At 73.6% G+C, this 25,961-nt stretch carries 28 protein-coding genes; 20 read left to right on the top strand and 8 right to left on the bottom strand.

Annotated features, from left to right (window positions below):
• Positions 1 to 195: 195 nt before the first annotated feature.
• The 3 genes from ACIQI7_RS05060 to ACIQI7_RS05050 are packed head-to-tail and all read right to left on the bottom strand — an operon-like array spanning position 196 to position 3,665.
• Positions 196 to 756, bottom strand: a complete 561-nt coding sequence (locus ACIQI7_RS05060) for a flavin reductase family protein (protein WP_401105239.1) — start codon at positions 754 to 756, stop codon at positions 196 to 198.
• Entirely contained in the window at positions 753 to 2,084 is a 1,332-nt protein-coding gene (locus tag ACIQI7_RS05055) for a cation:proton antiporter (RefSeq protein ID WP_401105237.1), read from the bottom strand. Before ACIQI7_RS05055 ends, ACIQI7_RS05060 begins: the two co-directional genes overlap by 4 nt.
• 30 nt (positions 2,085 to 2,114) lie before the next feature.
• Positions 2,115 to 3,665 carry a tryptophan halogenase family protein gene (locus tag ACIQI7_RS05050; RefSeq protein WP_401105235.1) on the bottom strand — a complete coding sequence of 517 codons (1,551 nt, stop codon included), beginning with the start codon at positions 3,663 to 3,665 and terminating at the stop codon, positions 2,115 to 2,117.
• Positions 3,666 to 3,958: 293 nt separating this feature from the next.
• Here ACIQI7_RS05050 and ACIQI7_RS05045 point away from each other — a divergent pair, with 293 nt between their 5' ends.
• From ACIQI7_RS05045 to ACIQI7_RS05035, 3 genes are all read left to right on the top strand, one after another.
• Positions 3,959 to 5,101, top strand: a complete 1,143-nt coding sequence (locus tag ACIQI7_RS05045) for a 2,3-diaminopropionate biosynthesis protein SbnB (protein WP_401105233.1) — start codon at positions 3,959 to 3,961, stop codon at positions 5,099 to 5,101.
• Positions 5,102 to 5,409: 308 nt separating this feature from the next.
• Positions 5,410 to 6,210 carry a BTAD domain-containing putative transcriptional regulator gene (locus ACIQI7_RS05040; RefSeq protein ID WP_387751276.1) on the top strand — a complete coding sequence of 267 codons (801 nt, stop codon included), beginning with the start codon at positions 5,410 to 5,412 and terminating at the stop codon, positions 6,208 to 6,210.
• 217 nt (positions 6,211 to 6,427) lie between these two features.
• Positions 6,428 to 7,555, top strand: coding sequence for a LysR family transcriptional regulator (locus tag ACIQI7_RS05035; protein ID WP_401105231.1), 1,128 nt, complete (start codon positions 6,428 to 6,430; stop codon positions 7,553 to 7,555).
• Here the strand turns inward: ACIQI7_RS05035 and ACIQI7_RS05030 are convergent.
• Genes ACIQI7_RS05030 through ACIQI7_RS05015 form a run of 4 tightly spaced genes read right to left on the bottom strand, consistent with a single transcriptional unit; the run spans position 7,447 to position 10,268 of the window.
• On the bottom strand, positions 7,447 to 8,805 hold the full coding sequence (locus ACIQI7_RS05030) for an FtsX-like permease family protein (RefSeq protein ID WP_401105229.1): 1,359 nt from the start codon (positions 8,803 to 8,805) through the stop codon (positions 7,447 to 7,449). The two genes, ACIQI7_RS05035 and ACIQI7_RS05030, sit on opposite strands and share 109 nt — an antisense overlap.
• Entirely contained in the window at positions 8,805 to 9,620 is an 816-nt protein-coding gene (locus tag ACIQI7_RS05025; RefSeq protein ID WP_401105227.1) for an ABC transporter ATP-binding protein, read from the bottom strand. The genes ACIQI7_RS05030 and ACIQI7_RS05025 overlap by 1 nt, the downstream gene beginning before the upstream one ends.
• A gap of 29 nt (positions 9,621 to 9,649) precedes the next feature.
• Complete coding sequence (locus tag ACIQI7_RS05020) at positions 9,650 to 9,889, bottom strand: hypothetical protein (protein WP_387751265.1); 240 nt, start codon at positions 9,887 to 9,889, stop codon at positions 9,650 to 9,652.
• Positions 9,890 to 9,944: 55 nt separating this feature from the next.
• Positions 9,945 to 10,268: an ArsR/SmtB family transcription factor gene (locus ACIQI7_RS05015; RefSeq protein WP_387751924.1), complete on the bottom strand. Its 324-nt coding sequence runs from the start codon at positions 10,266 to 10,268 to the stop codon at positions 9,945 to 9,947.
• A gap of 163 nt (positions 10,269 to 10,431) precedes the next feature.
• Between ACIQI7_RS05015 and ACIQI7_RS05010 the strand changes: the two genes are divergently transcribed.
• The 9 genes from ACIQI7_RS05010 to ACIQI7_RS04970 are packed head-to-tail and all read left to right on the top strand — an operon-like array spanning position 10,432 to position 17,274.
• Complete coding sequence (locus ACIQI7_RS05010; RefSeq protein ID WP_401105225.1) at positions 10,432 to 10,692, top strand: acyl carrier protein; 261 nt, start codon at positions 10,432 to 10,434, stop codon at positions 10,690 to 10,692.
• Between the two features lie 37 nt (positions 10,693 to 10,729).
• Positions 10,730 to 12,001, top strand: coding sequence for a beta-ketoacyl-[acyl-carrier-protein] synthase family protein (locus ACIQI7_RS05005; protein ID WP_401105223.1), 1,272 nt, complete (start codon positions 10,730 to 10,732; stop codon positions 11,999 to 12,001).
• Entirely contained in the window at positions 11,998 to 12,801 is an 804-nt protein-coding gene (locus ACIQI7_RS05000) for an alpha/beta fold hydrolase (protein WP_401105221.1), read from the top strand. The genes ACIQI7_RS05005 and ACIQI7_RS05000 overlap by 4 nt, the downstream gene beginning before the upstream one ends.
• Positions 12,798 to 13,760 carry a hypothetical protein gene (locus tag ACIQI7_RS04995; protein ID WP_401105219.1) on the top strand — a complete coding sequence of 321 codons (963 nt, stop codon included), beginning with the start codon at positions 12,798 to 12,800 and terminating at the stop codon, positions 13,758 to 13,760. Before ACIQI7_RS05000 ends, ACIQI7_RS04995 begins: the two co-directional genes overlap by 4 nt.
• Positions 13,757 to 14,878, top strand: coding sequence for a beta-ketoacyl synthase N-terminal-like domain-containing protein (locus ACIQI7_RS04990; RefSeq protein WP_401105217.1), 1,122 nt, complete (start codon positions 13,757 to 13,759; stop codon positions 14,876 to 14,878). The genes ACIQI7_RS04995 and ACIQI7_RS04990 overlap by 4 nt, the downstream gene beginning before the upstream one ends.
• A 56-nt stretch (positions 14,879 to 14,934) precedes the next feature.
• Positions 14,935 to 15,330, top strand: a complete 396-nt coding sequence (locus tag ACIQI7_RS04985; protein ID WP_401105215.1) for a hypothetical protein — start codon at positions 14,935 to 14,937, stop codon at positions 15,328 to 15,330.
• Positions 15,327 to 15,824 (top strand): 3-hydroxyacyl-ACP dehydratase FabZ family protein, encoded by a 498-nt coding sequence (locus ACIQI7_RS04980; protein ID WP_401105214.1) that lies wholly within the window; start codon positions 15,327 to 15,329, stop codon positions 15,822 to 15,824. The genes ACIQI7_RS04985 and ACIQI7_RS04980 overlap by 4 nt, the downstream gene beginning before the upstream one ends.
• The gene (fabG, locus tag ACIQI7_RS04975; protein WP_401105212.1) at positions 15,824 to 16,564 is read left to right on the top strand and encodes a 3-oxoacyl-[acyl-carrier-protein] reductase; all 741 of its coding nucleotides are present in this window, start codon (positions 15,824 to 15,826) and stop codon (positions 16,562 to 16,564) included. Before ACIQI7_RS04980 ends, fabG begins: the two co-directional genes overlap by 1 nt.
• Positions 16,561 to 17,274: a 2-hydroxychromene-2-carboxylate isomerase gene (locus tag ACIQI7_RS04970; protein WP_387751242.1), complete on the top strand. Its 714-nt coding sequence runs from the start codon at positions 16,561 to 16,563 to the stop codon at positions 17,272 to 17,274. The genes fabG and ACIQI7_RS04970 overlap by 4 nt, the downstream gene beginning before the upstream one ends.
• A 90-nt stretch (positions 17,275 to 17,364) precedes the next feature.
• On the opposite strand, the gene ACIQI7_RS04965 is transcribed toward ACIQI7_RS04970, so the two are convergent.
• Positions 17,365 to 18,093, bottom strand: coding sequence for an aspartate/glutamate racemase family protein (locus ACIQI7_RS04965; RefSeq protein WP_401105210.1), 729 nt, complete (start codon positions 18,091 to 18,093; stop codon positions 17,365 to 17,367).
• Positions 18,094 to 18,281: 188 nt separating this feature from the next.
• Here ACIQI7_RS04965 and ACIQI7_RS04960 point away from each other — a divergent pair, with 188 nt between their 5' ends.
• From ACIQI7_RS04960 to ACIQI7_RS04925, 8 genes are all read left to right on the top strand, one after another.
• Positions 18,282 to 19,010: a DUF4097 family beta strand repeat-containing protein gene (locus ACIQI7_RS04960; protein WP_401105208.1), complete on the top strand. Its 729-nt coding sequence runs from the start codon at positions 18,282 to 18,284 to the stop codon at positions 19,008 to 19,010.
• Positions 19,011 to 19,177: 167 nt separating this feature from the next.
• Positions 19,178 to 20,107, top strand: a complete 930-nt coding sequence (locus ACIQI7_RS04955; protein ID WP_401105206.1) for a 3-oxoacyl-[acyl-carrier-protein] synthase III C-terminal domain-containing protein — start codon at positions 19,178 to 19,180, stop codon at positions 20,105 to 20,107.
• Complete coding sequence (locus ACIQI7_RS04950) at positions 20,107 to 21,498, top strand: ATP-grasp domain-containing protein (RefSeq protein WP_401105204.1); 1,392 nt, start codon at positions 20,107 to 20,109, stop codon at positions 21,496 to 21,498. The genes ACIQI7_RS04955 and ACIQI7_RS04950 overlap by 1 nt, the downstream gene beginning before the upstream one ends.
• On the top strand, positions 21,495 to 22,778 hold the full coding sequence (locus ACIQI7_RS04945; protein ID WP_401105202.1) for a type III PLP-dependent enzyme: 1,284 nt from the start codon (positions 21,495 to 21,497) through the stop codon (positions 22,776 to 22,778). Before ACIQI7_RS04950 ends, ACIQI7_RS04945 begins: the two co-directional genes overlap by 4 nt.
• A 51-nt stretch (positions 22,779 to 22,829) precedes the next feature.
• Entirely contained in the window at positions 22,830 to 23,099 is a 270-nt protein-coding gene (locus ACIQI7_RS04940; RefSeq protein WP_387751226.1) for an acyl carrier protein, read from the top strand.
• Between the two features lie 2 nt (positions 23,100 to 23,101).
• Positions 23,102 to 23,998 carry a hypothetical protein gene (locus tag ACIQI7_RS04935; protein ID WP_401105200.1) on the top strand — a complete coding sequence of 299 codons (897 nt, stop codon included), beginning with the start codon at positions 23,102 to 23,104 and terminating at the stop codon, positions 23,996 to 23,998.
• Entirely contained in the window at positions 23,995 to 24,693 is a 699-nt protein-coding gene (locus ACIQI7_RS04930) for a hypothetical protein (RefSeq protein ID WP_401105198.1), read from the top strand. The genes ACIQI7_RS04935 and ACIQI7_RS04930 overlap by 4 nt, the downstream gene beginning before the upstream one ends.
• Positions 24,690 to 25,868 (top strand): acyl-CoA dehydrogenase family protein, encoded by a 1,179-nt coding sequence (locus ACIQI7_RS04925; protein WP_401105196.1) that lies wholly within the window; start codon positions 24,690 to 24,692, stop codon positions 25,866 to 25,868. Before ACIQI7_RS04930 ends, ACIQI7_RS04925 begins: the two co-directional genes overlap by 4 nt.
• The last annotated feature ends 93 nt before the right edge of the window (positions 25,869 to 25,961 follow it).

Raw genomic sequence — 25,961 nt, 5'->3', positions numbered from 1 at the left:
CCCCACCGCCGTGGGGGGGGGCCCCCCCCCCCCCCCCCCCCGCGGCGGGGGGGGGGGGGGGGCCGGCCCCGCCCCCCCCGGCCCCCCCGCCGCGGGCGGCCCGCCCGCCCCCCCCCCCCCGGGGCCCCCCCCCCCCCCCGCCCCCGGGGGGGGGGGGGGGGGGCGGGGCCCCACGACCGTCCCGGCCCGCCGGGATCAGCTCCGCGGCCAGGCCCGGAACTGGCGCAGCCCGTACAGCAGCGGCCGCTGGTGGTGGCGCCGTACGACCCGGCGGACCTCGCCGTACACGGTGACGTGGTCGCCCACCCGCTGGGTCAGCACCACCCCGCAGTCGGCCACCGTGTGGGCGTCGCGCACCAGGTGCGGCCCGGCCGCGTCCGGGGTCTGCTCCCAGGGGAGCAGCTGGAACCGGTCCGGGTCGCCGGAGGCGAACAGTTCGGCGGTCCCCTGGGCGTCCTCGTGCAGCAGGTTGACCGCGAACAGGCCGCTGTCGGTGACGGCTTCGAGCGTGGGGCTGCCGTCGCGCAGGCAGACCAGGAGGGTCGGCGGGTCGAGTGAGACGCTGCACACGGCGGAGCAGGTCATGCCCCTCGGAACGCCGTCGGGGTCGGTGGCGGACACCACGCTCACGCCCGTGGGGAACCCGCTCATCATGGTCCGGAACTCCTCGGGAGCGGCCCCGGCCGTCTTCACGGCCCCTGCCGTCCCCACCGCCCCGGTCCGCACGCGGACCGGTTCACCGGCGTACTCGGTCATCTCGCACCGCTTTCTGTCTCGACGGACTCCCTCGGCGCCACGGCCGTCGCGCTGATCGCCTCCGCGTCCGAGGCCGCCTCCGCGGCGGCCGGGCGGCCCTCCATCCGGTCGAACAGCTCCAGCAGCGGCCCGGTGGCCGCCGTGGTGGCCAGCGCCATCACCACCAGCGCCAGGACCATCGGCGCGGGCAGCACCCCGGAGGCGTAGCCGGCCTGGAGGACGATCAGCTCGGTGAGGCCGCGGGTGTTCATCAGCGCGCCGATCCGCCGGGCGGCGGGCGGCCGCTGGCCGCCCAGCCGGGCCCCGAGGTAGCCGCCGAGGCCCTTGCCGAGGAAGCCGAGCAGGACCGTGGCGGCGATCAGCACCGCGGAGGTGGCGGAGAAGGCGCGGGTGAGCACGGTGACCCCGGTGACCACGAAGAAGGCGGGGGTCAGGAACTGCCCGGACCGGGAGACCGTGGACACCACGCGGGTCCACGGTCCGCCGTCGTCGTGCGGGACCGCCAGCCCGGCCAGTGCGGCGCCGAGGATCGACGTCATGCCGAGGTGCTCCATGGCGAAGGCCACCGCGAGGGCGGCCGCCCCGACCAGGACGGCCATCCCCCGGGGCGAGCGGCCGCACAGCCGGGAGGCGGCGCGGGTGCCCAGCGCGTAGCGGATGGCCAGGGCGCAGAGCACGCCGACGGCCAGGGCGCGCAGCGAGTGCAGCGAGCGCGCCAGGTCCCCGGCGCCGAGGCTGATCGCCACCGAGAGCAGCAGCCAGCCGAACGCGTCGATGACGACGGCCGAGGCCAGCGAGAGCCGGCCCGGCACGGTGTCGCCCATCCGGCGGTCGGCCAGGATGCGGGCCATCACCGGGACGGCGGTGATGGACATGGTGACGGCGACCATCAGGAGGTAGGCCGGCAGCGGGGCGCTGCCGCGGGCCGCCCGGTCGCCGGTGAGCGCGACCAGTCCGACCAGCACGCAGCCGGTGGCCAGCGGCGGCACCAGGGCCCCGGCGGTGATCCAGGTGGTGGCGCGCCGGGGCAGGCGGTCCCGGCCCCGGCGCAGCTTGTGGGCGAGGCCGACCAGGAAGAGCACCAGGGCGGCCTCGGCGACGTTCTTGACGAGGCCGAGCACCGGCCCCGGCAGCACGTCGTCGAAGGCGGGCCGGCCGACCAGGGCGATCACGGCGGGCCCGGCCAGCAGGCCCCCCGTGATCTCCCCGATCACCTCCGGCTGCCTCAGACGGCGCGCGACTCTCCTCCCCGCCACGGCGATCAGCAGCACGACGCCGAGGACGGCGGCCGCGTGCGCGACGTGGATCAGGAACTGGAGGACGTCCATGATGAACGGGCCCCTTCCCGGGGATCGGCGTCAGCGCATCCGGGCGAAGTAGTCGTACGCCTTGGGCAGGGTCGCGACGAGCCGCTCGGTCTTCTCCCGGATCTGGGCGAACTCCCGTTCCGCGGCGGCGCCGTCGGACAGGTCCAGGGCCGGCGAGTGCGCCACGTCGATGCCGCCCATGCCCAGCAGGACGCACATGTAGGAGTACGGCGGCAGGCCGTGGTAGTACGGGAAGACCGTTTCGGAGTCGGGGAGCCGGGACTTCCAGAGTTCGAGCCGCTCGGCCAGCGAGTCGGGGATGCTCCGGGTCTTGGTGTCCCGCCAGTACTGGGTGTCGGTGCGCTTGGCCGCGACGTAGTGCAGCACCAGGAACTCGCGCACCCCGTCCATGACGTGGGCGACGGCCCGGTTGTAGAGGTCGCGCGGGACCGGGTTCCAGTCCTCCGCCGGGAAGTACTTGACCAGTTGCTCGATGGCGTGGTGGATGAAGAAGATCCCGGTCGACTCCAGCGGCTCGACGAAGCCGCTGGCGAGGCCGATGGCCACGCAGTTGCGGGACCAGGAGTTGCGGCTGCGGCCGATCCGCATCCTGATGTGGTTGGCCTCGACGTCGGCGGCGGCGGGGCCGACGAAGGAGCGCAGGGTCCGCTCGGCCTCCTCCGGGGAGAGGTAGTCCTTCGCGTAGACGTAGCCGGTGCCGACCCGGCCCATCAGCGGGATCGTCCAGATCCAGCCTGCGTCCTGGGCGGTGGCGGTGGTGCACGGCAGCATGCCGCGCTTCTCCATGTCCATCGGCACCTGGAGCGCGACCGCGCTGTCGTTGGGCAGGGTGTCCTGGTAGGAGATGAACGGCTCCTCCAGCGCCTGGTTGAGCAGCACGCCGCGGAAGCCGGTGCAGTCGACGAAGAGGTCGCCGGTGAGCTCGCCGTGCTCGGCGGTGCGCAGTGCGCTGATCCAGCCGCGCTCGTCGAGCTTCACCTCCTGGACGTCGTCGACGATGCGCCTGACCCCTCTGTCGGTCGCGTACTGCGTCAGGTACTTGGCGAGCAGCGCGGCCTCGAACTGGTAGGCGTACGGGAACTGGGTCTTGCCCTGGTGCTCGGACATGGTGAGGCCCTGCATCTCGTCCGCGCCCTCGTCGAAGGGCTGGTCGATGAGGGTGCCGTCGAGGTGGCGCGGGCTGAGGCCGGCGTCGATGACCGAGGCCATCACGAAGCAGTCCTTGTCGAACCGGCCGGTGGGGCCCTGCTTGAGCCACCAGTCGGTGAGCGGGAAGCCGTTGACCGAGCGCATCTGCTCGAACGGGTGGTAGAAGTAGTGGCCGGGCTCGCGCCAGTTCTCGAACCGCACGGCGAGCTTGTACGTGGCGTTGCAGGCCGGCATCCAGTCCTTCTCCTTGAGCCCGAGGAACTCGAAGAAGTGGCGGATGTCGCTGAAGGTGGCCTCGCCGACGCCCACGGTGGAGACGTTGCCGGACTCCACGAGGGTGATGTCCACCCGGTCCCCGAACGCGGCCTTCAGGTACGAAGCCGTCATCCATCCCGCTGTTCCGCCGCCTACGATCACAACCCGGTCGAGCACTGGTGACTCCTCTTCGGTGGTCCACGTGTTCCGGCAGGGGTGGTGCCGGATACCGGCAGCGGTGGCGCCGTAGGTCGTCACCCCGCTGGAAGAAGCTGAGGGCGGCGCCACCAGAGAGTGACTCTAGGCAACGGCGTAAGGTCCGACCAGGTCATTTGGCACTGGCCGAAAGTCGCAGGTCGGGTTGATCCGTACCTGTCGACGAATCGAACACCTGACGGTTCGTCAGCGCGGTGTCAGCGCAGGTCAGCGACACTGCTGTGGCCAGATCTCCCCCCGAGACGGAGCCAGCCATGACCCAGCAGAGGCCGATCCCGCAGTTCGCCGTGATCCCCGGCGCGCAGGTGCACAGCGTGCTGTCCGGCAACGAGAAGCACACCCTCGACCTGGTCGCGGCGACCTACCGGGTGCACGGCGAGGGCGCCACGGTCAACCCGCCCTCGTACTTCCTGCGCTTCCCGGACCGGCCCTCCTCGCGCATCATCGCGCTGCCGGCCTCGGTGGGCGGCGACACCCCGGTCGACGGGATCAAGTGGATCTCCAGCTTCCCGGAGAACGTGGCCTCCGGCCTGCCCCGGGCCTCCGCGGTGCTGGTGCTCAACGACCCCGCGACCGGCTACCCGATCGCGTGCCTGGAGAGCTCGATCATCAGCGCCGCCCGCACCGCCGCCTCGGCCGCGCTGGCGGCCGACCTGCTCTGCGCCGGCCGGCCCCGGCCGCGGCGGGTCGGCTTCATCGGCACCGGCCTGATCGCCCGGCACATCCACACCTACCTCGCCCGCACCGGTTGGGAGTTCGACGAGGTCGGGGTGCACGACCTGTCCGCCGAGCACGCGGCCGGCTTCCGCGCCTACCTCGAACGCGCGGACCCGGAACGCTCTGACCCGCAACGCCCGGACGCGGAACGCCCGACCCCGGAAGGCGCGGGCCCGGCGGACACCGGCGAGGCGGGCGCCGGCGCCGCGCCGCGGATCACCGTGCACGCGAGCGCCGAGGAGCTGGTCCGCTCCTCGGACCTGGTGGTCCTGGCCACCGTCGCCGCCGCGCCGCACGTCACCGAGCCCTCGTGGTTCTCCCACAACCCGGTGGTGCTCAACGTCTCGCTGCGCGACCTGGCGCCCGAGGTGCTGCTCGCCTCGGCCAACGTGCTGGACGACGTCGAGCACTGCCTGAAGGCCGACACCTCCCCGCACCTGACCGAACAGCTCACCGGCAACCGGGACTTCGTCGACGGCACGCTCCACGAGGTGATGGCCGGGCGGGTGGCGGTGCCGACCGACCGCCCGGTGGTGTTCTCCCCGTTCGGGCTCGGCGTTCTCGACCTCGCGGTCGGCAGGTTCGTCTACGATGAACTGGCGGCCCGGGGCGAACTCGCCGTGGTGGAGGGTTTCTTCCACGAGCTGGACCGCTACGGCCGGAACACCCGGCAGCCGTAGCCGCCGCCCCGACTCCCCATGGACAGCTCAACCCGTCACCTGTAGCATTCTTCTGACAGGTCGACAGATCAGGACCCGCCGTCACGGTGCGTCCCCGTCGACCCGTCCCGGGCGGTGCGGCGAGGCCGCGCCCCCGCCTCCGAGCAGGGCGCCGGATCGCTCCCCCGTCGATCCGGCGCCCCCCGGCTGTCATGGACAGCGCGTGTCATACCACCCGTCCACGGCTCCCCCGCCCGGCTGGTATCTCCCGCTCCGCACCGGCATCGCGCAGACTCGCCTGGACGGCTCGGAAATTGGGGGATGCTGTTTTGGAAATCAAGCTTCTCGGCCCACTGCTCCTGTCGCACGAGAACGCGCACTACACCATGGCGTCGAAGCGGACCAGCGTCGTGCTGGCCCTGCTGGCGACCTCCCCGGGGATACCCGTCCCGTTCGACGAGATCGTGGACGAGTTATGGGGCGACCAGCCGATGGCCAATGCCCGCAACGCCCTCCAGGCGAATGTCGGCCGGCTGCGCCGGCTGCTGGAATCCGTGACCGGCCGCAAGGGCGACGAAACCCTCCGCACCGCCAACGGCGGCTACCTCCTCGACGTCCCGCCGGACGCCATCGACGCCCACCGCTTCCTGCGGCTCTCCGACGAGGGCGGCGACCTCGTCCGCCGGGACCCGGCCCGCGCCATCGCGGCCCTGGAGCAGGCGCTCGCCCTGTGGCGCGGCGGCGCGCTGATGGACTCCTGCGACGGCCTGCGCTGCCGGATCCGGGCGGACCACCTGGAGGAGCGCAGGATCAGCGCGTACGAGGACCTGACCGCCGCCAAGCTCGCCGTGGACTCGGCCCGCGTCCCGGTGTCCGAACTGCGGCAGCTCGCCGACGAGCACTCCGAACGGGAGCGCCTGAGCGAGCTGTTGATGCTGGCGCTCTACCGCGACGGCCGGCAGGCCGAGGCGCTGGAGGTCTTCCACAGCACCCGTCGGCGCCTCGCCGACGACCTGGGACTGGAGCCCGGCCGGGCGCTGCACCACGCGTACCAGGCGATCCTGCGGCAGGCCGACCTGCTCGGCGAGCCGCGGCGGGCGCTGGACTTCGCCGGACCCGTACCGGCCTGATTCCGTTTGGCATATGCCCGTTCCGGAACACCCGGAACGGCGATCATCGTTCGTGCCGTTTCCGGGCCCGCAACCACCGCCCGATTTCACCCCGTTCGCACCTGTCCGGCTGTGGACGCTCCAGGATCGCTCTGTTAGCGTGGCGACCGCCTTGGAATTTTCCTGGTGGCTACGCGAGGAAGTGGAAATCGCGGACGGGGGCCCAGTGGACGTCGAGTTGAGGCATGCCAAGATCGTCACCACCATCGACCGGCTGGGCAGCATTTCCAGAGCCGCCGCCCAATTGAGCCTCCCGCAATCGAGTCTCACCGCGCAATTGAAGCGGATCGAAAGGGCGGTGGGCGGCGAACTGTTCGTGCGGACCAGGACCGGAATCGTTCCGACCGCCTTGGGAGAGCGGATCATCCCGATGCTGGCCGAACTCGTCCGGCACGCCGACCGGGTGATCGCCGAGGCGACCGCGCACTTCACGGAGGTGTTCCGGTTCGGGAACGCCGAGTGGACGCCGCCGTCGCTGCGCAGCGCGCTCAAGTCCGCCCTGCCGGTCAAGGAGGTGCAGACCGAGACGCTCAGCCCCGACGCGGCCATCGCCCAGGTGTCCCGCGGCGCCCTGCACGCCGCGATGGTGCCCGGAGTCGCGCTGGCCGCCTCGACCGAGGCGGACGAACTCGCCCTGGCCAGTACGGTGATCGTGCGGGAGCCCGTCTGGGTGGCGCTCCCGCACGACCACTGCCTGGTCGGCCAGGACGCCGTGAGCCCGGCACAGCTCGCCTCGCTGCGGTGGGTCCGCTACACCCGCGACCACTGGTTCCACCCGATCGAGAAGCAGTTGTTCGCCTCCGTCGGCCACGCCGAGCTGGAGGTCCTCCACTACGTCGACGGCCACCACGAGGCGATGAACTGGGTCCGGGACGCCCGGGCCGCCGCGCTGACGCCTCCCACCGGCGCCACCCGCGAGGTGCGGCTGGTCCCGATCTCCGTCGCCGAGGGCACCGACATGCTGCTGGTGTGGCGCAGCGACTCGGTGACCTGCGACATCCAGCGAAGACTCCTGAACACGCTCCGCCGCTACTACTGCGAGTACGCCCGCACGATCCCCTGGTACTGGTCGTGGGTCACCCAACACCCCGACGAGTTCAAGGAGTTGGAGTCCTTCCTGCCGCCCCGGGCGCCGTTCGGCCCGCCCGGCCGACCGGGCCCGGACCGCTCCGGGCCCGGGGCCGGGCCCGGGGCCGGTCACAGGGTGGCGAGCGCCTCGGCCGGAGGCGTCCGCAGGGCCGCCCCGGTGGCCGAGACACTGGCCAGGGCGGTCAGCGCCCCGACGAACCCGACGATCGAGAGGTAGATCCAGACCGGTCCGCGGGGCATCCAGGAACCGTCCAGCGCCATCCCGAAGGGCGCGAGCGTCGCGCCGGCGACGAAGGTGCCGAGCACCGTGCCGACGGTGGTGACCAGCACCGACTCGATGCCGGTCATCGCCAGGATCTGGCCGGGGGTGGCACCGACGAGCCGTTGCAGGGCGAACTCCCGGCGGCGCTCGGAGGCCGCCACCACCAGGGTGTTGACCAGCGAGATCACCGCGTACGCGATGATGCTGCCGGCCAGCAGGTAGTCCACCCAGGCGCCGACCCCGTCCCCGCCCTGCGCGGCGGACAGCGTGGTCTGGAGGTAGATCAGCGCGGTGGACAGCCCGGTGGCCAGCATCACGGGGCTGACCGCGCCCGCGATCCGGATCCGCCGGGCCCGGGCGTTGTCCATCGCCAGGTCCCCGGTCAGCCCGAACAGCGCGCGCAGCGGGCGGTGGAACACCGCGGTGAGCGCCTTGGTCAGCCCGGGGCTGAGCAGGGCGATCCCGCCGGCCCAGAGCATCGCCGAGGGGCCGGCGGTGCTGGCGGCGACCTCGCCGTTCATCACCGTTCCGGTGACCACGGCCAGGGCGGTGCCGCCGGCCAGGCAGAACACCGCGAAGGCCAGCCGCGGGCCGCTCAGCCAGCGGTGCTGGAGGCGGGACTCCGCGAGCGCGTCGGCGGGCCGGGACAGCGCCGCCCGGCGGGAGGCGATGAAGGCCGCGCTCAGCGCGGCGAGCAGCGAGGTGCCGCCCGCGGTGAGCATCGGGATCCAGCCGGCGGTGTAGTCGATCCCCTTGGGCACCACCCCGCTGGCCGCGATCTGCTCCAGCATCCACTCGCCGGCGAGGTAGCCCGGCGCCAGGGCGAGGGCGACGGCGACCAGCGCGACCGCCAGGGTCTCCACCACGATCATCCGGCGGAGCTGTCCCGGCAGGGTGCCGATGGCGCGCAGCAGCGCCATCTCGCCGAGCCGCTGCTGGACCACCAGGGCCAGCGTGGAGCCGACGATGAAGACGGTGACCATCGCGGCGATGCCGCCGAACACCGCGGACATCGAGATCAGCCGGCTGGCCGCCTGCTGGGTGCCCGGCGGGACGTCCGCGAACGGTGGCACCCGGTGGCGGATGCCGGTCTCCATCAGGCCGCCGCAGGCGGTGAGGATCACCGCGCCGAAGAACAGCGCGACGGTGGAGGCGACGAAGCTCGTCCGGCGGAACCGCAGGGTCTGCAGGGCCAGGGTGAACATCAGCGGGCCGCCTCTCCGCCGCGGGTGACGCGGGTGACGTTGACGTCGGGGCCGGGGCTGTCGCCCCAGGCGCCGAGCCGGGTCATCCGCTCGGCGATGGTGTCGGCCGAGGCGCCGCTCAGCTCGTCGACGATCCGTCCGTCGGCCAGGAACAGCACCCGGTCGGCGTAGGAGGCGGCGACCGGGTCGTGGGTGACCATGACGGCGGTCTGCCCGTCGCCGTGGACGGCCTGGCGCAGCAGCCGCAGGATCTCCACCGCGGTGCGGGTGTCCAGCGCGCCGGTCGGCTCGTCGCCGAAGAGCACCGCGGGCCGGGTGATCAGGGCCCGGGCGATGGCGACCCGCTGCTGCTGGCCGCCGGACAGTTCACCGGGCCGTCGGTCGCCGCGGTCGCCGAGGCCGACCTGCTCCAGCACCCGCTCGACGCTCTCCCGTGCGGGCCTGCGCCCGGCCAGCCGCAGCGGCAGGGCCACGTTGTCGGCCACGCTGAGCGCGGGCAGCAGGTTGAAGGCCTGGAAGATGAAGCCGATCCGGTCCCGGCGGAGCCTGGTGAGCTCCTTCTCGCCGAGCCCGGCGAGTTCCAGGCCGTCCAGCGAGACCGAGCCGGAGTCCGGCCGGTCCAGCCCGGCGGCGCACTGCAGCAGCGTGGTCTTGCCCGATCCGGACGGTCCCATCACGGCGGTGAAGGTGCTGCGGCCGAAGCCCACCGACACGTCGTCGAGGGCGACGACCCGGTTGCGCTCGTTGCCGTAGCGGCGGCAGACGTTCCTCAGTCGCACGGCGTCGGCGATGCCGTGCACGGTTGCGGTGGTCATGGGCATCTCCTGAGTGACCGGGCCGGATATCAGTGTTCGTCGACGCTTCGCAGCAGGTCCTCCACCGACGCCAACCGGGCGGTCAGCGCCCGCAGTTCACCCCGGAGAAGTTTCTGGCCGGCCAGTGTGTCCTCGGCCAGCCGCCGGTAGGCGGCCATCGCCGCGGCGTCCGCGCGGTGCCGCTGGAGGGTGAAGTACGAGACGATGCTGACGCTGATCCCGCCGATGACGATCAGTGTGATGACGATGGCGATCACGCCGCCACTCATGAGGGTCCCTTCTGTTCCTTCGCGCGCCGTGCTTCCTGCCGACGCCGCGTCTCCTTCAGGCGTCGTGCTGGGTCCGCTCGACCTGCGCCCGGTCCTCCCGGAGGGCGGCGATGACGGTGTCGACCGTGACGTGGATGTCGAACGGGGTGAGTTCGAAGAACTTCATGGCCTTCCCGTCACCGGAGAGCTCCAGCGCGCCGGCCACCAGGCCGGCGTGTTCGAGCCGCTCCAGGTGCATGTAGAGCAGCGGCCTGGACATGCCGAGCCGTCGGGCCAGTTCGCTGACGTGGACCCGGCCCTGCGCCAGTTCGCCGATGATCCGCAGGCGCTGGGTGTGCCCGACGGCGGCCAGCAGGGCCAGTAGCTCCGCGCTTGTCAGCACCCCCACCCTCTTCCTCCTACCTGAAAGTTGAGACTGACAGGTGTGAGCAAGCACTGTCAAGCCGACCAACGACCGTCAGCTGTACGTCAGTTGCCCGTCAGCGCGGCCGAGAAGAATTCAGATCATCAATCTGTCGCACCCACCCTCACCGGGAGGCGAAATGCCCAGCACCGCGGTCGTCACCGCCGAACAGCGCGCCCAGATCAAGGACATCGTCTGCGACATCCTCGAACTGGAGGCCGAGGAGGTCACCGACACCAGCCGCTTCAAGGAGGACCACAACGCCGACTCGCTGGGCGCCATCGAGATCCTCTCCTCGCTGGAGCGCACCTTCGGGATCGAGATCGACCAGGCCGAGCTGATCCGGATGGTCAACCTGGACGGCGTCGTCGCCGTCGTCCAGGAGAGCCTGTCCAAGTAGCCCGCCACAGCGCCGAGTCGACAGAACGGAGTCAGCAATGGCGAGCAGCGGGCACCGGCCACCGCGCCGGGTCGTCATCACCGGGCTGGGAGCGGTCACCAGCATCGGCACCGGGGCGGCCGAGTTCCTCGGCGGACTCCGCAGCGGCCGCAGCGGCGTCAAACCGATCACGTCCTTCGACACGACGGGCTACGCGCACGCGAACGGCTGCGAGATCGACGACTTCGACCCGGCCCAGTGGATCGAGCACGGAGATCCCGAAGAGCTGGGCAGGGCCAGCCAGTTCTCCGTCGCGGCGGCGAGGATGGCGGTGGCCGACGCGGGGCTCGACCTGGAGGAGCTGCGCGCCCGGCGGGTCCTGGTCTCGGTCGGCACCACCGACGGCGAGTCCCGCGACCTCGACGCCCTGACCGAGCGCCAGCTCCGCCAGGGGCCCGAGGACCTGCCCGCCGTGGTGGCCCGCCGCTCCTCGGCCGGCCTGCTGTCCAGCAGCGTGGTGCGCGAGCTGGAGCTGGTCGACGTGGAGGCCGTCACCATCGCCACCGCCTGCGCCGCGGGCAACTACGCCATCGGCTCCGGCTTCGACGCCATCCGCTCGGGCGAGGCGGACGTCGCCCTGTCCGGGGGCGCCGACGCGGTCTGCCGCAAGACCTTCACCGGCTTCTACCGGCTCGGCACCATCGCCCCGGAGGTGAGCCAGCCCTTCGACGTCGACCGCAAGGGCATCCTCACCGGCGAGGGCGCCGGCGTCCTGCTGATGGAGAGCCTGGAGTCGGCGCTCGCCCGCGGCGCGGACATCTACGCCGAGGTGCTCGGGTACGGGCTGAACTGCGACGCCCACCACCCGGTCGCCCCGGACCAGGACAGCCTGGCCGCCTGCATCGAACTGGCCCACCGCAACGCCGGGGTGAAGCCGGAGGACATCGACTTCATCTCCGCCCACGGCACCGGCACCAAGGCCAACGACGTGACGGAGGCCGGCGCGATCCGGCAGGTGTTCGCCACCCCGCCGCCGACCGTCTCCATCAAGTCCATGCTCGGCCACACCATGGGCGCGGCCAGCGCCCTCGCCTCCGCCGCCTGCGCCCTGGCGATCAAGGAGGGCTTCATCCCGCCGACGATCAACCACCGCCGGACCGATCCGGAGTGCGGCCTCGACCCCGTCCCCAACCGGGCCCGCACCGCCGAGGTGCGCATCGTGCAGAACAACGCGCTGGCCTTCGCCGGCAACAACGCGGTGCTCATCCTCGGCGCGTACCGGGACGACCCGCGGGCGGGGCGGGCGGACCCGGGACAGCCGGACGCATGAGCGCGCCGATCCCCCGGCTGCGCAGGGCCGCCGAGGGCCCCGACCCGATCCGGGTGCTGCTGCTGCACGGCCTGGGCGGCAAGCCCTCGGTGTGGAGCCCGCTGGTGCGGCGGGCCGGGGCCGCCTTCGAGCTGTGGGACGTCGAACTGCCGTGGCGCGCCCAGTCCGAGGGCGACGGCTGGGGCGCCCGGCCCGATCCGGGCCGCTTCCTGGTCGAACTGCTGGACGAGCGGTTCGACGCCGTCGTGGCCCACTCGTACGCGGCGAACCTCGTCGTCGAGGCGACCGCGGCCGGCCGGACCGCACCCCGGCCCACCGTCCTGATCAGCCCGTTCTACCGGCCCAGCCCCAAGGACTTCGACTGGTCGGTGATCTCGTACTACCTGAACGACTTCCACCGCGTCTTCGAGGAGGCGCTGGAGGTCGGCGAGACCGCGCGCTTCGCCCGCTCCCACCGCGACTGGATGGCGCGCCAACTGCGCGACCAGGTCGGGCCGTACGGCTGGATGCGGTTCTTCGAGGCCTATCTGCGCTCCCCCACGCTCGACCTCGGCGCGGTCCGCTCGCCGCTGCTCGTGCTCTCCGGGCAGCAGGACACCGCCGCCCCGCCCGAGGACGGCCGGGCGCTCGCCGCCCGGGTGCCCCGGGCGCGGTACGAACCCCTGCCGGGCTGCCGGCACTTCCCGATGGTCGAGCGGCCCGACCTGGTCGCCCGGCTGGTGTGCGACTTCCTGCGCACCGCCGTGGCCGGGGCGCCGCCCGCCGACGCCACCACCCTCTCACCCCTGGAGTCGCCATGACCAGCAGTGCCCCGGCCGCCGACCCGACCACCCGGGTCGAGCTCCGCCCGCGCTACGAGGGCTCGAACATCTGCACCTGGATCGGGTTCAAGCACGTCAACTACCTGGTCGAGGAGGCCGTCTACGACCACGCCCGACAGCACGGGTTCCCGCCCGGGGAGCTGTTCGAGCGGTACGGCCTGGGCGTCGACCTCACCGACCTCGACACCAAGATCCTCACCGCGCTGCACATCGACGACGTCGTGACGGCCACCGTGCGCCGGCTGCCCGCCCAGGACGACGGGCTGCGCCTGGGCGTGGAGCTGACCGTGGAGCGCTCCGGCGAGACCGTGAAGGCCGTCGCCGCCAAGGTCACCCTCCACCTGAGGTCCGACCCGCGCGGCCACGCCGTCGCCGAGCCGCCCGCCGAGCTCGCCGCCCTGACCGTCGACCGGCTGGGCGCGGGCGGCGCGCCCGTCCCGCTGGAGCCCGGCGCCGACCCGCTCGAACAGCTGACCGCGGGGCGCAACGCCTTCGGCTGGGCGTGGCGGATGCCGTACTTCTACTGCCACTTCACCGAGCGGGTCCAGATGTCCGGCTACCTGCGGCAGATGGAGGAGGTCGTCGACCTCTTCCTGGCCGACCGCGGCGTCTCCATCAAGACCCTGCTGGACGAGCAGGACTGGATCCCGGTCGTCCCGCACTCCCGGATCACCGTCCTGGACGAGGCGCTGATGGAGGAGACCCTCTACACCGTCTACACCGTCGAGAGCGTCTTCAAACGGCTGACCTACACCGCCCGGATGGACGCCTACGTGCTGCGCGACGGCGTCCTGGTGCCGACCGCCACCGGCCGGATCACCCACGGCTGGGCGGTGATCGAGAACCGCCGCGACTGGAGCCTGGTCGACTTCGACGACCGGCTGACCGACGCCCTGACCGGCAAGGCGGGCAGGGCCCTCGGTCGGGGCCGGGTATGACGGCCACCGACAGTCCGGCCCGGGCCCGGCCGGCCGACGCCGCGCCCGCGGTGCGCGAGCCGGTGTTCTCCGCCTGGTCGGCGGTCTCCCCGTTCGGGGTCGGCGCGCGGGCCTTCGGCGCCGGGCTGCGGTCGGGCGCCGGCGCCGTCACCGCCCTGGACCGCACCGCCTACCCGGGCCCGTACGAACAGGCCGCCCTGGTGCCGGACTTCAGCGCCGCCGGCGCCCTGGGCCGCAAGGGCACCAGGACCATGGACCGGGTCACCGCGCTCGCCGTGCACACCTTCGGCACCCTGCTCGACGGCTGCGGGTCCGGCCTGCTGGAACGCCCCGAGCGGGTCGCCCTGGTGCTGGGCACCGGCTCGGGCAGCGTGCAGAGCATCATGGACTTCACCAGGGACTCGCTGACCGGCGACCGCCCCTACCTGGTCGACCCGGCCAGGTTCCCCAACACCGTGATGAACCGGGCCGCCGGCCAGTGCGCGATCTGGCACGGCATCAAGGGCCCCAACAGCACCATCGCGGGCGGCTGGTCGGCCGGTCTGCTCGCCCTCGGCTACGCCGCCCGGCTGTTCCGCGGCGGGCACTGCGACCGGGTGCTGTGCGGCGCCGCCGAGGAGTACTCGGTCCAGCGCGCCTGGCTGGAGTGGCACAGCGCGGACGAGGGCGCCCGGACCCCGCTCGGCGAGGGCGGCGTGGCCTGGCTGCTGGAGTCCGCCGACCAGGCCCGGGCGGCCGGCCGGCCGGTGCTGGCGCGGCTGCTCGGCACCCGCTTCCGCGCCTACCACCGGCCCGGACAGGCCGCCGCCGCGCTGACCGAGTGCGTGCGCGCGGTGCTCGCCGAGGCCGGCGCGGACGGCCGGGACGTACGCCTGGCGGCCCCGCTCGGGGCCCCCGGCGAGGAGGCGGCGGTCCGCGCGGCCCTGCCGGCCGGCGCGGCCCCGGAGTGGATCCGGTGCCGGCCGCTGCTCGGCGACGCCTCGGCGGCCGCGACCGGCCTCCAGCTGGCGGCGGTGCTGGCCGCGGCCGACGAGGGCCGGCTGCCCGCGGCCGGGCTCGCGCTGGTGACCTGCGTCGACCGGGACGGCACGGTCGGCTGCGCGCTCCTGGGCGGCTGAACCCGGCGGCCGTCCCCGTGGGGGCCGTCGTCCATGTGACAGAGGAGGGACAGACCATGATGCTCAGAGCGTTGACCGTGGTGGAGCCGGAGAGCCGCCCCGAGCCCGGCGGCACGGCCGGCGAGCCGGTGGCGCGGCACGTCCGGGGCACCGTCGTGCTGAGTGCGGACGAACCGTTCCTGCGCGGGCACTACCCCGGCCTGCCGGTGGTCCCCGGCTTCGGCCTGGTGCAGTACGTCCACGAGCTGGCGGCCGCGGCCGCCGTGCCCTGCCCCGGCCTGGCCGAACTCACCCGGGCCCGGTTCCTGAGCCCGGTGCGGCCCGGCGAGGAGGTCGCCGTCGACGCCCGGATCCAGCGCGACCACGACGGCGTCCGGGTTTCCGCCCGGGTCTCCGCCGACGACCGCCCCGCCGCCGAGATCGCCCTGTTCTACCCCCGGGAGGTCCTGTGAAGGACACCGCCGCCATCAAGTCGGTCGTCCCGCACCGCCACCCCGCGCTGCTGGTCGACCGGATCGCCGAGATCGAACCGGGCCGCCGGCTGGTCGCGTACAAGGCGGTCACCCTCGCCGAGCCCGCCTACCAGGACGTGCCCGACGACGCCCCCAACGAGGAGTACGACTACCCGCTGGGCCGGCTGCTGGAGTCCTGGGCGCAGTGCGCGGTGCTGCTCGCCTGCTGGGAGAAGCCGAACGCCGACGTGCTGACCGGGCAGGTCGTGCTGCTGGCCAGGACCCGGGACGTCCGGGTGATCGGCCCGGTCCGCCCCGGCTCGGTCATGGTGCACGAGGTCACCATGGTCCGCGACCTCGGCGACACCTTCATCACCTCCGGCCGCAGCACCGTGGACGGCCGGCCGGTGCTGGAGGTCGGCCAGTTGACCCTGGCGCTGCGCCCGGCCGAGGTGCTCCGGGCCCCCGGAACCACGACCGGCGGGAGGCCGTGATGTCCGCACGACGGGTCGCCCTGGTGACCGGCGGGTCCCGGGGCATCGGGCGCAGCGTGGTGGCGCGGCTCGCCGCCGACGGCTACGACGTGGCGTTCTGCTACCAGTCCCGGGAGGAGGCCGCGGCGGAGACCGCCAAGGAGGCCGAGGCGGCCGGCGCCCGGGTGCTGGCCCGCCGGGTCGACGTGGCCGACCGCGCGGAGGCCGAGGCCTTCGTCCGGGCGGCCGAGCAGGAGCTGGGCCCGCTCCACGCGGTGGTCTCCTCGGCCGGCATCGTCCGGGACAACCCGCTGGTGCTGCTCACCGAGCAGGCCTGGCAGGACGTCATGCGGGTCAACCTGGACGGCACCTACCACGTCTGCCGGGCGGCGGTGTTCGCCATGATGAAGCGCCGCGCCGGTGCGCTGGTGACGATGTCCTCGGTGGCCGGCGTGTACGGCAACGCCACCCAGACCAACTACTCGGCGTCCAAGGCCGGGATCATCGGGTTCTCCAAGGCGCTGGCCAAGGAGGTCGCCCCGCGCGGCATCCGGGTCAACGCCGTGGCGCCCGGCTTCATCGAGACCGACATGACCTCCGGCCTGGCCGAGGACGTCGGCGGCGGCCTCGCCGCCCGGATCCCGCTGGGCCGCTTCGGCCGCCCCGAGGAGGTCGCCGACCTGGTGGCCTTCCTGCTGTCGGACCGCGCCTCGTACATCACCGGGCAGGTCTTCGGGGTCGACGGCGGGCTGGTGCTGTGAGCGGCTCCGGCAGGGCGCCGCGGTTCTACTTCTCGCTGCGCAGCCCGTACTCCTGGCTCGCCTACCGGGAGCTGCTGGAGCGGCACCCGGACGTGGCCGACGCGGTGGAGTGGCGGCCGTTCTTCGAGCCCGACCCCACCAGCGAGCGGCTGCTGGCCGAGCTCGGCGGCACGTTCCCGTACACCGCGATGTCCCGCGCCAAGCACCTGTACGTCCTCCAGGACGTGCGGCGGCTCACCGCCGCACGGGGAGTGGAGTTCCGCTGGCCGGTGGACCGCGACCCGGTGTGGGAAGTGCCCCACCTGGCCTACCTGCTGGCCGTGCGCGGGGGTCGCGGCCCGCAGTTCGTCGCGGCCGCCTACCGGGCCCGCTGGGAGGAGGGGCGGGACATCTGCGACCGTACGGTCGTCGCCGGGATCGCGGCCGGACTGGGCCTCGACCCGGTGGCGGCGGCGGGGGCGAGCGACGATCCCGAGCTGCGCCGGCAGGGGGCTCGGCTGCTCAAGGACATCTGCGACGACGGGGTGTTCGGCGTGCCGTTCTTCGTCCAGGGCTTCAGCCGCTTCTGGGGGCTGGACCGGCTGCCGGACTTCGTCGCCCACCTGCGGGCCCGGGCGGTGCCCGCCGGGGCACTGCCGCCGCCGGCCGCCCCGGCGGTCGGGCTCGGCGCCCGGTCCGTCGACGACGGCCACGCCGGCGGCTGCGGCTGACCGGCCCGCGAACGGCACGAACCGGAACGGAACGCTCGACGGGGAACGGCCCCGGCGCTGCTGCGCCGGGGCCGTCCCATGTCGCGGCGGCTACGTACGGACCGGCACGCTCCGGTAGAGCTCGGCGATGCACGCGCGGGAGAGCGCGGCCAGGCTGGAGACCATCAGCTCCGCCGGCAGGCCCGCGCTGCGGTAGGCGAGCGGCAGCTCGGTGCAGGCGGCCACCACCGGCAGCCGGCGGCGCCGCCACAGCCCTCCGACGGCCTCCCGGAAGGCGGCGCCGGCCTCCTCGACCCGTCCGGCCTTCACCCGTTCGGCGGCCCCGTGGACGGCCTGCTGCGTCCCGTCGTCCGGCAGCAGCAGCCGGTAGCCGCGGGCCGCGGCCCGCCGCTGGTAGAGGCCGCTGAGCACGGTCCCGGTGGTCGCCGTGAGCCAGCCGCCGTCCGGGCTCAGCCGGACGGCCTCGTCCAGGGTGGCGTCGACGATGTCGACCACCGGCACGGGCGAGGTGGCGGCGAAGCCGTCCAGGAAGACGTGCGCCGTGTTGCAGGGCACCGCCAGCAGGTCCGCGCCCCAGCCGACCAGCGTGCGCAGGCCCTCCCGCACCCGCCGGGCCGGCTCCTCGTCGCCGCCGAGGATCGCGGCGGTGCGGTCCGGGATGCCCGGCTCGGACAACAGCAGCAGCCGGGGGTGCTGCTGGTCCCGGGCGGCCGGCGCGTCGGCGGCGAGCAGCCGCAGGAACTCCGCGGTCGCCGCCGGGCCCATGCCGCCCAGTACGCCCAGGGTCCGCTCGGGGGCCCGTGCCGTCAGCGCTGTCATGGCTCGACTCTGGACGGGTGCGCTGACCTGGAACTGACATTCGCCTGACGTCCGCCGTTTGGGGGAACTCCCCATCAGGACAGGGGGGTTAGCCCCATGGTCCGCCGGTTTTCCGGCGCGCTAGCGTCGTGGGGTACGCCCCGCGACGGGGCCTTTTCCGGCAACGCCTTCCAGATCTGGGGAATGACATGCGCCAGCAGTCCGGCCGTCTCGCGTCCTTCGTCGTCCTCGCGGCCGCCGTGGGCGGTCTGAGCGCCTGCGGCTTAGCTCCCGACAACACCTTCGACGACGACGCCACGGTGGGCGACAGGATCACCGCGGTGAAGCTCGACACCACCTCCGGCGGGGTCACCCTGCGCGGCAAGGAGGGACTCGACAGGATCTCCGTGCACCGGTCGGTCAGCTACAAGAACGACAAGCCGGGCGCGACGAGCCGGGTCGAGAACGGCGTCCTGGTGCTCGGCGGCTGCGGCCAGTACTGCTCGGTCACCTACACCGTCGAGGTCCCCGCCGGGCTGCCGGTCACCGGCCAGACCTCCTCCGGCTCGGTCAGCCTCTCCCAGGTCGGCAGCGTGCAGGTGTCCACCCACTCCGGCGGGGTCAACCTGGACGGGGTGAACGGCAGCGCGGAGGTGAAGACCACCAACGGCGCCATCAGCGGGCGCGGGCTGAACGGCGACCGGATCCGGGCCGAGACCCACAACGGCGCGATCAACATCACCTCGACCAAGCCGCAGGACGTCTCCGCGTCGACCTCCAACGGCGCCATCACCCTGGTCGTGCCGGCCGCCAAGTACAAGGTCTCCGCGAAGACCGGCAACGGCCACAAGGACATCGGGGTCTCCGACGACCCGTCCGGCCAGTACCAGCTCACCCTGAGCACCAGCAACGGACGCATCTCGGTCAAGCAGGCCTGACGCGACCTCAGGGGCCGCCTCGCCGATCACTCCCTGATCCGGGCTGATCGACGACACGAGCCCAGCGGCTGCCTGCCGTCCGGCGATCAGCCGGGCGTCAGCAGCCTGTCAGCGTTCCCGGCGACTCTGGTGGGGCTCCGATCCTTGTCGCGAGGAGGCCCCGTCGCATGACGTCGATAGAAGCGGTATCGAGCTACCTGCCACCGACGGTCTCGGTCGAACAGCTGCGGGAGCCGCTGGGGCTGACCGACCAGCAGGTGCGCCGGTTCACCAGGCTGTACGGCCTGGACCGGATCTGCCAGGCGCCCGACCAGTCCGAGGCGGAGCTGCTGACCACCGCGGCGGGCAAGCTGGAGGCCCTCGCCGGGCAGGAGGACCGGATCCGGTACGTGGTGCGCGCCAAGGGGCTGCGCACCACCGCACCGTACCCGGTCAGCCCGCTGCGGACGGTCCGCGAGTCGCTCGGGCTGCGCCGGGCGAAGGTGTTCTCGGTGGCCGACCACGGGTGCGCGACCGGCCTGCTCGCGGTGGACGCGGCCGGCACCCTGCTGGCCGAGGACGGGGACCCGGACGCGCTCGCGCTGGTCCTGGCCGGCGACAAGACGCTCACCCCGTTCTCCCAGTGGGTCGAGGACGTCTCGATCATGGGCGAGGGCGTCACCGCCCTGCTGGTGGGGGCCGGCGGCGACCGCAACCGGGTGCTCGGCTACCACGCCCGCATCCACGGCCGCGAGGACGGCGTCATCGACCTCGACGCCGAGGGCGCCCGCGAGGCCAAGCGGATCTACCAGGACGCGATGGCCGAGGTCATCGACGGCGCCCTGGCCGCGGCCGGGCTGGCCGTCGGCGACCTCGACCTGGTGCTGCCGCACAACGTCAACCGGGTCTCCTGGACGGTCGCCGCCAACGCGCTCGGCATCGACCGGGACCGGATCTTCCTGGAGAACATCGCCCGGACCGGCCACTGCTTCTGCGCCGACCCCTTCATCAACTACCAGTCGGCGCTCGAACTCGGCCTGCTGCGGCCCGGGGACACCTATCTGATGACCTCCGCCGGGCTGGGCCAGTCCTTCGCCGCGATGGTCGTGAGGCACTGATGGGCGCCCACCCGGGGCCCCCGGCCACGGACTTCGCCGGCCGGCTGTCGCTCGCCCTGACCGGATCGCCGGACGCCCGCTTCCTCTTCCTGGGCAACTTCGAGGTGGAGCAGCAGTGGGCGCTGGGCGAGCACACCCTGCCCCGGCTGTCCGCCGCCGCCTCCAGCGCCGTGGTCAACCGGATGGACGAGTTCGCCCTGCTGCTGGCCGGCGGCCGCGACCACGTGGTGCTCAAGACCCGCCCGGACCGGGACTACCTCGGGTACCTGGCCGGGCTCGGCCTGGAGCTGCCGCGCGTCCACGTCCCGGCCGTCCAGGACCCGCAGCGCACCGTCACCGAGGACGCCCTGGCCGACCCGGCGCTGCTCGCCGCGCTGGCGGGCCTGGCCGCCGAGGGCTGCCGGATCGCCGTCCACGGCGTGTCCGAACCGGAGGAGCGCCTCGCCGCGGCCACCGGGCTGCCGCTCGCCGGGCCGGACGCGGCCACCTGCAAGGCCGTCAACAGCAAGGTGTACAGCCGCCGGATCGCCGACGAGCTGGGCCTGCGCCAGCCGAGGGGCTGGGCCTGCGAGACGCTCGCCGAACTCGCCGCCGCCTTCGCGGCGGTGGACGCCGAACTCGGCGACGGCCGGGCCGTGGTGAAGGAGGCGTTCGGCGTCTCCGGCAAGGGCATCGCCCGGCTGACCAGCCGGCGCCGCGGCGAGCGCATCCTCGGGTTGGTCGCCAAACAGGTCGAGGGCTCCGGCCGGGAGCGGATCGCCATGGTCGTCGAGGAGTGGGTCGACAAGGTCGCCGACCTCAACTACCAGTTCACCGTGGGCCTGGACGGCTCGGTGGCGTTCGACTTCGTCAAGGAGCAGCTGACCGAGGACGGCGTCCACAAGGGCCACCGGATGCCCGCCCGGCTCACCGCCGCCCAGGTCGACGAGCTGCGCACCGCCGCGGACCGGCTCGGCAAGCGGCTGGCCGCCGACGGCTTCCACGGCGTGGTGGGCGTGGACGCCATGGTGGACCCGGACGGCGGGCTCTACCCGGTCGTGGAGATCAACGCCCGTAACAACATGTCCACCTACCAGGTCCGTCTGCAGGAACGGTTCGTCAAGCCGGGACAGGTCGCCGTCGCCCGCCACTACCCGCTGCGGCTGACCGAACCCCTGGCCTTCGACGAGCTGCGCCGGCTGCTCGACGGCCTGCTGCTCGACCCGGCCGCCGGCCGGGGCCTGCTGGTGAACAACTTCGCCACCGTCAATGCGGCGTTCACCGGCGGCGGCGCCCCCGTCGACGGCCGGCTGTACGGGATCGTCGTCGCCGACTCGGCGGAGGAACTGACCACCATCGACGCGCAGATCGCCGTCCGCCTCGACGGACGGGAGAGGGGAGACCGGCCGTGAGCGGAGTCTTCGAGATCCAGGGCACACCCGTCACCGAGATCGCCGAGCGGTACGGCACCCCGCTCTTCCTCTACGACGGGGACGCCCTGACCGGGCGGATGCGCGAACTGCGCGAACAGCTGGACCCGCGCCTGCAGGTGTTCTTCTCGCTCAAGTCCAACCCCAACCTGGCGGTCTGCGCCCTGCTCCACGCCCACGGCGCCCGCGCCGAGGTCTCCTCGCTCACCGAGCTGCGCACCGCCCGGCGGGCCGGGGTGGCCGGCCCGGACATCATCTTCCTGGGGCCCGGCAAGAGCCGGGAGGAGCTGGTCGCCTGCCTGGACGAGCGGATCGCGGCGATCGTCTGCGAGTCCTTCCAGGAACTGGCGCTGATCGACGAACTCGCCCGCGAGCGCGGGGTGGTGGCCCCGGTGGCGCTGCGGGTCAACCCGAGCTTCTCGGTCAAGGGCTCCGGCCTCACCATGGGCGGCAAGGCCCGCCAGTTCGGCATGGACGAGGCCCAACTGCTCGCCGATCCGGGCCTGGTGGCACGCCACCCGGCGGTGCGGGTGATGGGCGTGCAGGTCTACATGGGCACCCGCATCCTGGTCGAGGACACCGTCGTCGAGAACACCGAGCGGATCTTCGCGCTCGCCGAACGCCTCTCCGCCGCCCTCGGCTTCCCGCTGGAGCTGGTGGACGTCGGCGGCGGACTCGGCGTCGCCTACTTCGACGGCGAGCGGGACCTCGACCTGCCGAAGCTCGCCGCCGGGATCAACCCGCTGGTCGCCGGGTTCGCCGAACGCCACCCCGGCACCCGGCTGGTGATGGAACTCGGCCGCTACCTCACCGCGCTGGCCGGCACCTACGTCACCCGGATCCGGTACGTGAAGGAGTCGCTGGGCGAGCGCTTCGCGGTCGCCGACGGCGGCACCCACCACCACATGGCGGCGGTCGGCATCGGCTCCTTCGTCAAGCGCAACTTCCCGATGCGGCTGCTCAACCGGATCGACGAGCCCGCCACCGAGGTCTGGAACGTCACCGGCCCGCTCTGCACGCCCAACGACACGCTGGCCAAGAAGGCCGAGCTGCCGCCGGTGCGCCCGGGCGACCTGCTCGGAGTGCTGCGCTCCGGCGCGTACGGGCCGACCGCCTCCCCCGTGCACTTCCTCAGCCACGGCTACCCGGCCGAGGTCCTGGTGCTCGACGGCGAGGCGCACCTGGTCCGCGAACCCGACCGGCCCGAGGACCTGCTGCGCCACCAGCGCCCGATCGCCCCCGAACTCCTCCGGCGCGCCTGAGAATCCGCGCCCGAGAACCCCCCCGCCCACCCACCGGAAGGAGTGCTGACCATGACCGGAGCGACCGGCACGGACCGCGCGCGGATCGTCACCGAGATCTCCGCCGCCCTCGGCGAGGTGCTCGACTACGACCTGCCCGAACTCACCGAGGAGTCCCGGCTCTTCGACGAGCTCGGCCTCGACTCGACCGGCGTCTTCGAGCTGCTGATGCGGCTGGAGGAGTCACTGGACGTCGAGTTCGACACCGACTCCCTGGAGATGGCCCACTTCGCGAGCGTGCGCTCGCTGGCCGACTTCGTGGCCACGGAACTGGACGGCTGAGGATGCCGGTCCGGACCGCACCGACGAAGGGCCCCTGGGAGGCGCCCGCCGTCTTCCCGCTCGGGCTCGCCGCGATCACCCACCGGAGGTTCCCGCCGGGCTCGGCACGGATCGACGACGCCTTCTCCCGGCGCCACTTCGCCGACCTGACGGCGGCCTACGGCGTCGACCACCGGCCGGACCTGGTCCAGGACGCGGCCGGGAACACCTTCGCCGCGATGGCCGGGGAACTGCTCGCCGGGCTCGGGCCGTCGGACCCGTCGGCCCCGCGCGACGCCCGGGGCACGCCGGTCGACCTGGCGGTGGTCGCCCACGCCACCCCGGACCTGGACTGCCGGCTCGCCGCGGTCACCGCCCTGTCCGAGCTCGTCCCCGGCGGCCCGCTGTCCTTCACCGTCTCCGAGTGCGGCTCCAACGCCCCCTTCGCCGCGCTGCGGCTGGCCGCCGCCTACGCCCGGCGGCACGGCCACCGCAGGGTCGCGCTGTTCGTGCTCGACCAGGCCACCTTCCCGTACGAGAGCGGACGGGAACTCGCCGGCGACGCCGGTCTCGCGCTGCTGCTGACCGACACCGGCTCCCTCGGCCGGCTCACCCTGTGGCAGCGCACCGGCACCGGCCCGGACGACGTGGCGGCGGCCGTCCGCACCGCCCTGGCCGACCTGGACGCCACCGGCTGCCCGGTGGTCGCCGGCGCCGCCGTCGACCCCGCGCGCGACCTGCCGGGCCACCCCGGCCGGATCGTGCGCACCCCGCCGGGCCACCCGGCCTCCGGCGCGCTCACCGCCCTCGCCGCCGACCCCGCCTGGTCGGCCGGCCGGGAGCAGCGGATCGTCGTCGTCGACCACGAGCCCGACACCGGCGACCTCGCCGTCTGCCTGATCGAACGGGGCGGTCGATGACCACCGTGACGCGGCAGGACGCGGGCCTGTGGACCCGCTGCCGGGACGCCGCCCGGCACCAGGGCCTCGCCCCGGCGCTGCGGCTGCTCGGCTCCTCCCTGACGCCCGGCCTGCTGCCCTGCGGTCCCGGCGGGCACACCGTCGCCGACGCCGGGACCTTCGCCGCGGCCGACTGGCTCTGGGTCGACGGCACCACCCGGCCGCGCCGCCCCGGCGACGAGGCCGTGCTGTCGCGCACCCCGCTGCCCGGCGGCGAGGTGGTCGCCGCCGCCGTCACGAGCGCCCCGCCGTCGGCCGGGCGCAGCGCGGCCGAACGGGACGCCGGCTCCGCCTTCGTGCTGGGCCTGGCCTGGGTGCGGCTCGGGCTGTCGGAGTCGCTGCGCTCGGAGTGCCTGGGCTACCTGGGCCGGCGCCGCAGCGGCGACACGTACCTGCTGCAGCAGCAGCTGGTGAAGGGCACCGTCGCCGAGGCGGTGGCCGACCACCTGGAGGTCCAGGCGGTGCTGTCCGGCGCCGGCCCCGGCGACCTGTCCGCCGCGGTGCTGGCGGACCTGCACGCCCGGATCACCGCGGCCGACCGCGAGCAGGTCCGGCTGCTGGGCGCCAGCGGCTACCTGCGGGACGGCCCCGGGATGCCCTGCTACCTGTCGGAGCTGGTGGCGGAGGTCTTCGTGACCGGGGAGGAGCCGCGGTGACCGGGCCGGACGGGCACCTGGCCGCGCTGCGCGCCCGGGTGCGCGAGTGGGGCGCCGACCTGCGCCCGCTCGCGCTGGAGATCGACCGCGACCCGGAGGCCATCCGGCACCACCTGGACCTCCCGGCCGTCCGCTACCTCGCGACGATGGGCATCCCGGCCGAGTACGGGAACGAGCCGGAGAAGATCGACGGGCACCGCCACTGCGGCGACTCGGCGCTGGAGCGCGCGGTCGTCATGGAGGAGCTCGCCCGCGCCGACGTCGGCTCGATGGTCGCCTCCCCGGGGCCGTTCCTGGCCGGCGTCGCGGTCGGCCTGTGCGCCGACGAACGGCAGAAGCAGTGGTTCTACGGCCGGATGCTGAGCGAACCGCTGTGGACCTGCTTCGCGCTGACCGAACCGGACCGCGGCTCGGACGCGACGGCCCTGACCACCGCGCTGACCCCCGCCCCGGGCGGGGCGCTGCTGAACGGCGAGAAGCGCTACGTCGGCAACGCCTCGCGGGCCCGGCTCGCGGTGGTCTTCGCCCGCACCCGGCCCGGGCCGCTCGGCATCACCGCCGTGCTGGTCGACACCGCGACCCCCGGGTTCCACGCCGAACCGCTGGACATGCTGGGGCTGCGCGGCGCCCGGATCAGCTCGATCCGGCTGGACTCGGTGGCCGTCCCCGAGGAGCGGTTCCTCGGCCGCCACCTCCCGGCCAGCCGGCGCGGGGTGTGGGCCTTCGTCCAGACCTTCAACCTGCTGCGCCCCGGCGTCGCGGCGATCGCGGTGGGCATCGCCCGCGCGGCCCACGACTACGTGGCCGAGCACCGCGGCCCGCTGCGCACCGCCGAGCGGGAGCGGCTGGACGCGCTCGGCCGCCGGATCGACGCCGTCCGCCACCTGGTGCTGAACGCCGCCGCGGCGGTCGACGCCCGGCCGGCCGACGGGCACCTCGCCTCGGCCGCCAAGCTGCGCGCCGCCCGGCTCGCGGAGGACGTGACGCTGGCGGCCTGCGGGTTCTTCGGGCCCGGCGCCCGGCTGGCGCACCCGGTGCTGGACAAACTCGCCCGCGACGCCCGGGCGATGGAGTTCCTCGAGGGCGCCGCCAACATCCACAGACTGAACCTCTTCCAGGGGCTGCTCACCGGGAAGGTCGGGCGCGCCCCGGGCGCGGCCGACGACCGGCCCTGAGGCTCGGACCAGGGCTTTCGCCCCATCAGCTGCGGATCAGTGCGACGTCAGCGCGTTCGGAAACCATGGGGCCATCGCTTCGGACCGATTGGG

It is taken from the genome of Kitasatospora sp. NPDC092039, from assembly GCF_044756065.1.
Taxonomy (GTDB): domain Bacteria; phylum Actinomycetota; class Actinomycetes; order Streptomycetales; family Streptomycetaceae; genus Kitasatospora.
The sequence above is the reverse complement of the archived record's forward strand: the minus strand, read 5'-3'. Positions and strand labels throughout refer to the sequence as shown.

Coding starts and splice junctions, on each gene's coding strand:
- ACIQI7_RS04955 (WP_401105206.1), top strand. CDS start 19,178: ATGACGTCGATAGAAGCGGTATCGAGCTACCTGCCACCGACGGTCTCG.
- ACIQI7_RS04990 (WP_401105217.1), top strand. CDS start 13,757: ATGACGGCCACCGACAGTCCGGCCCGGGCCCGGCCGGCCGACGCCGCG.
- ACIQI7_RS05010 (WP_401105225.1), top strand. CDS start 10,432: ATGCCCAGCACCGCGGTCGTCACCGCCGAACAGCGCGCCCAGATCAAG.
- ACIQI7_RS04950 (WP_401105204.1), top strand. CDS start 20,107: ATGGGCGCCCACCCGGGGCCCCCGGCCACGGACTTCGCCGGCCGGCTG.
- ACIQI7_RS05005 (WP_401105223.1), top strand. CDS start 10,730: ATGGCGAGCAGCGGGCACCGGCCACCGCGCCGGGTCGTCATCACCGGG.
- ACIQI7_RS04995 (WP_401105219.1), top strand. CDS start 12,798: ATGACCAGCAGTGCCCCGGCCGCCGACCCGACCACCCGGGTCGAGCTC.
- fabG (WP_401105212.1), top strand. CDS start 15,824: ATGTCCGCACGACGGGTCGCCCTGGTGACCGGCGGGTCCCGGGGCATC.
- ACIQI7_RS04940 (WP_387751226.1), top strand. CDS start 22,830: ATGACCGGAGCGACCGGCACGGACCGCGCGCGGATCGTCACCGAGATC.
- ACIQI7_RS04935 (WP_401105200.1), top strand. CDS start 23,102: ATGCCGGTCCGGACCGCACCGACGAAGGGCCCCTGGGAGGCGCCCGCC.
- ACIQI7_RS05045 (WP_401105233.1), top strand. CDS start 3,959: ATGACCCAGCAGAGGCCGATCCCGCAGTTCGCCGTGATCCCCGGCGCG.
- ACIQI7_RS05060 (WP_401105239.1), bottom strand. CDS start 756: ATGACCGAGTACGCCGGTGAACCGGTCCGCGTGCGGACCGGGGCGGTG.
- ACIQI7_RS04965 (WP_401105210.1), bottom strand. CDS start 18,093: ATGACAGCGCTGACGGCACGGGCCCCCGAGCGGACCCTGGGCGTACTG.
- ACIQI7_RS05025 (WP_401105227.1), bottom strand. CDS start 9,620: ATGACCACCGCAACCGTGCACGGCATCGCCGACGCCGTGCGACTGAGG.
- ACIQI7_RS05020 (WP_387751265.1), bottom strand. CDS start 9,889: ATGAGTGGCGGCGTGATCGCCATCGTCATCACACTGATCGTCATCGGC.
- ACIQI7_RS04985 (WP_401105215.1), top strand. CDS start 14,935: ATGATGCTCAGAGCGTTGACCGTGGTGGAGCCGGAGAGCCGCCCCGAG.
- ACIQI7_RS05055 (WP_401105237.1), bottom strand. CDS start 2,084: ATGGACGTCCTCCAGTTCCTGATCCACGTCGCGCACGCGGCCGCCGTC.
- ACIQI7_RS04930 (WP_401105198.1), top strand. CDS start 23,995: ATGACCACCGTGACGCGGCAGGACGCGGGCCTGTGGACCCGCTGCCGG.
- ACIQI7_RS04960 (WP_401105208.1), top strand. CDS start 18,282: ATGCGCCAGCAGTCCGGCCGTCTCGCGTCCTTCGTCGTCCTCGCGGCC.
- ACIQI7_RS05030 (WP_401105229.1), bottom strand. CDS start 8,805: ATGTTCACCCTGGCCCTGCAGACCCTGCGGTTCCGCCGGACGAGCTTC.
- ACIQI7_RS05000 (WP_401105221.1), top strand. CDS start 11,998: ATGAGCGCGCCGATCCCCCGGCTGCGCAGGGCCGCCGAGGGCCCCGAC.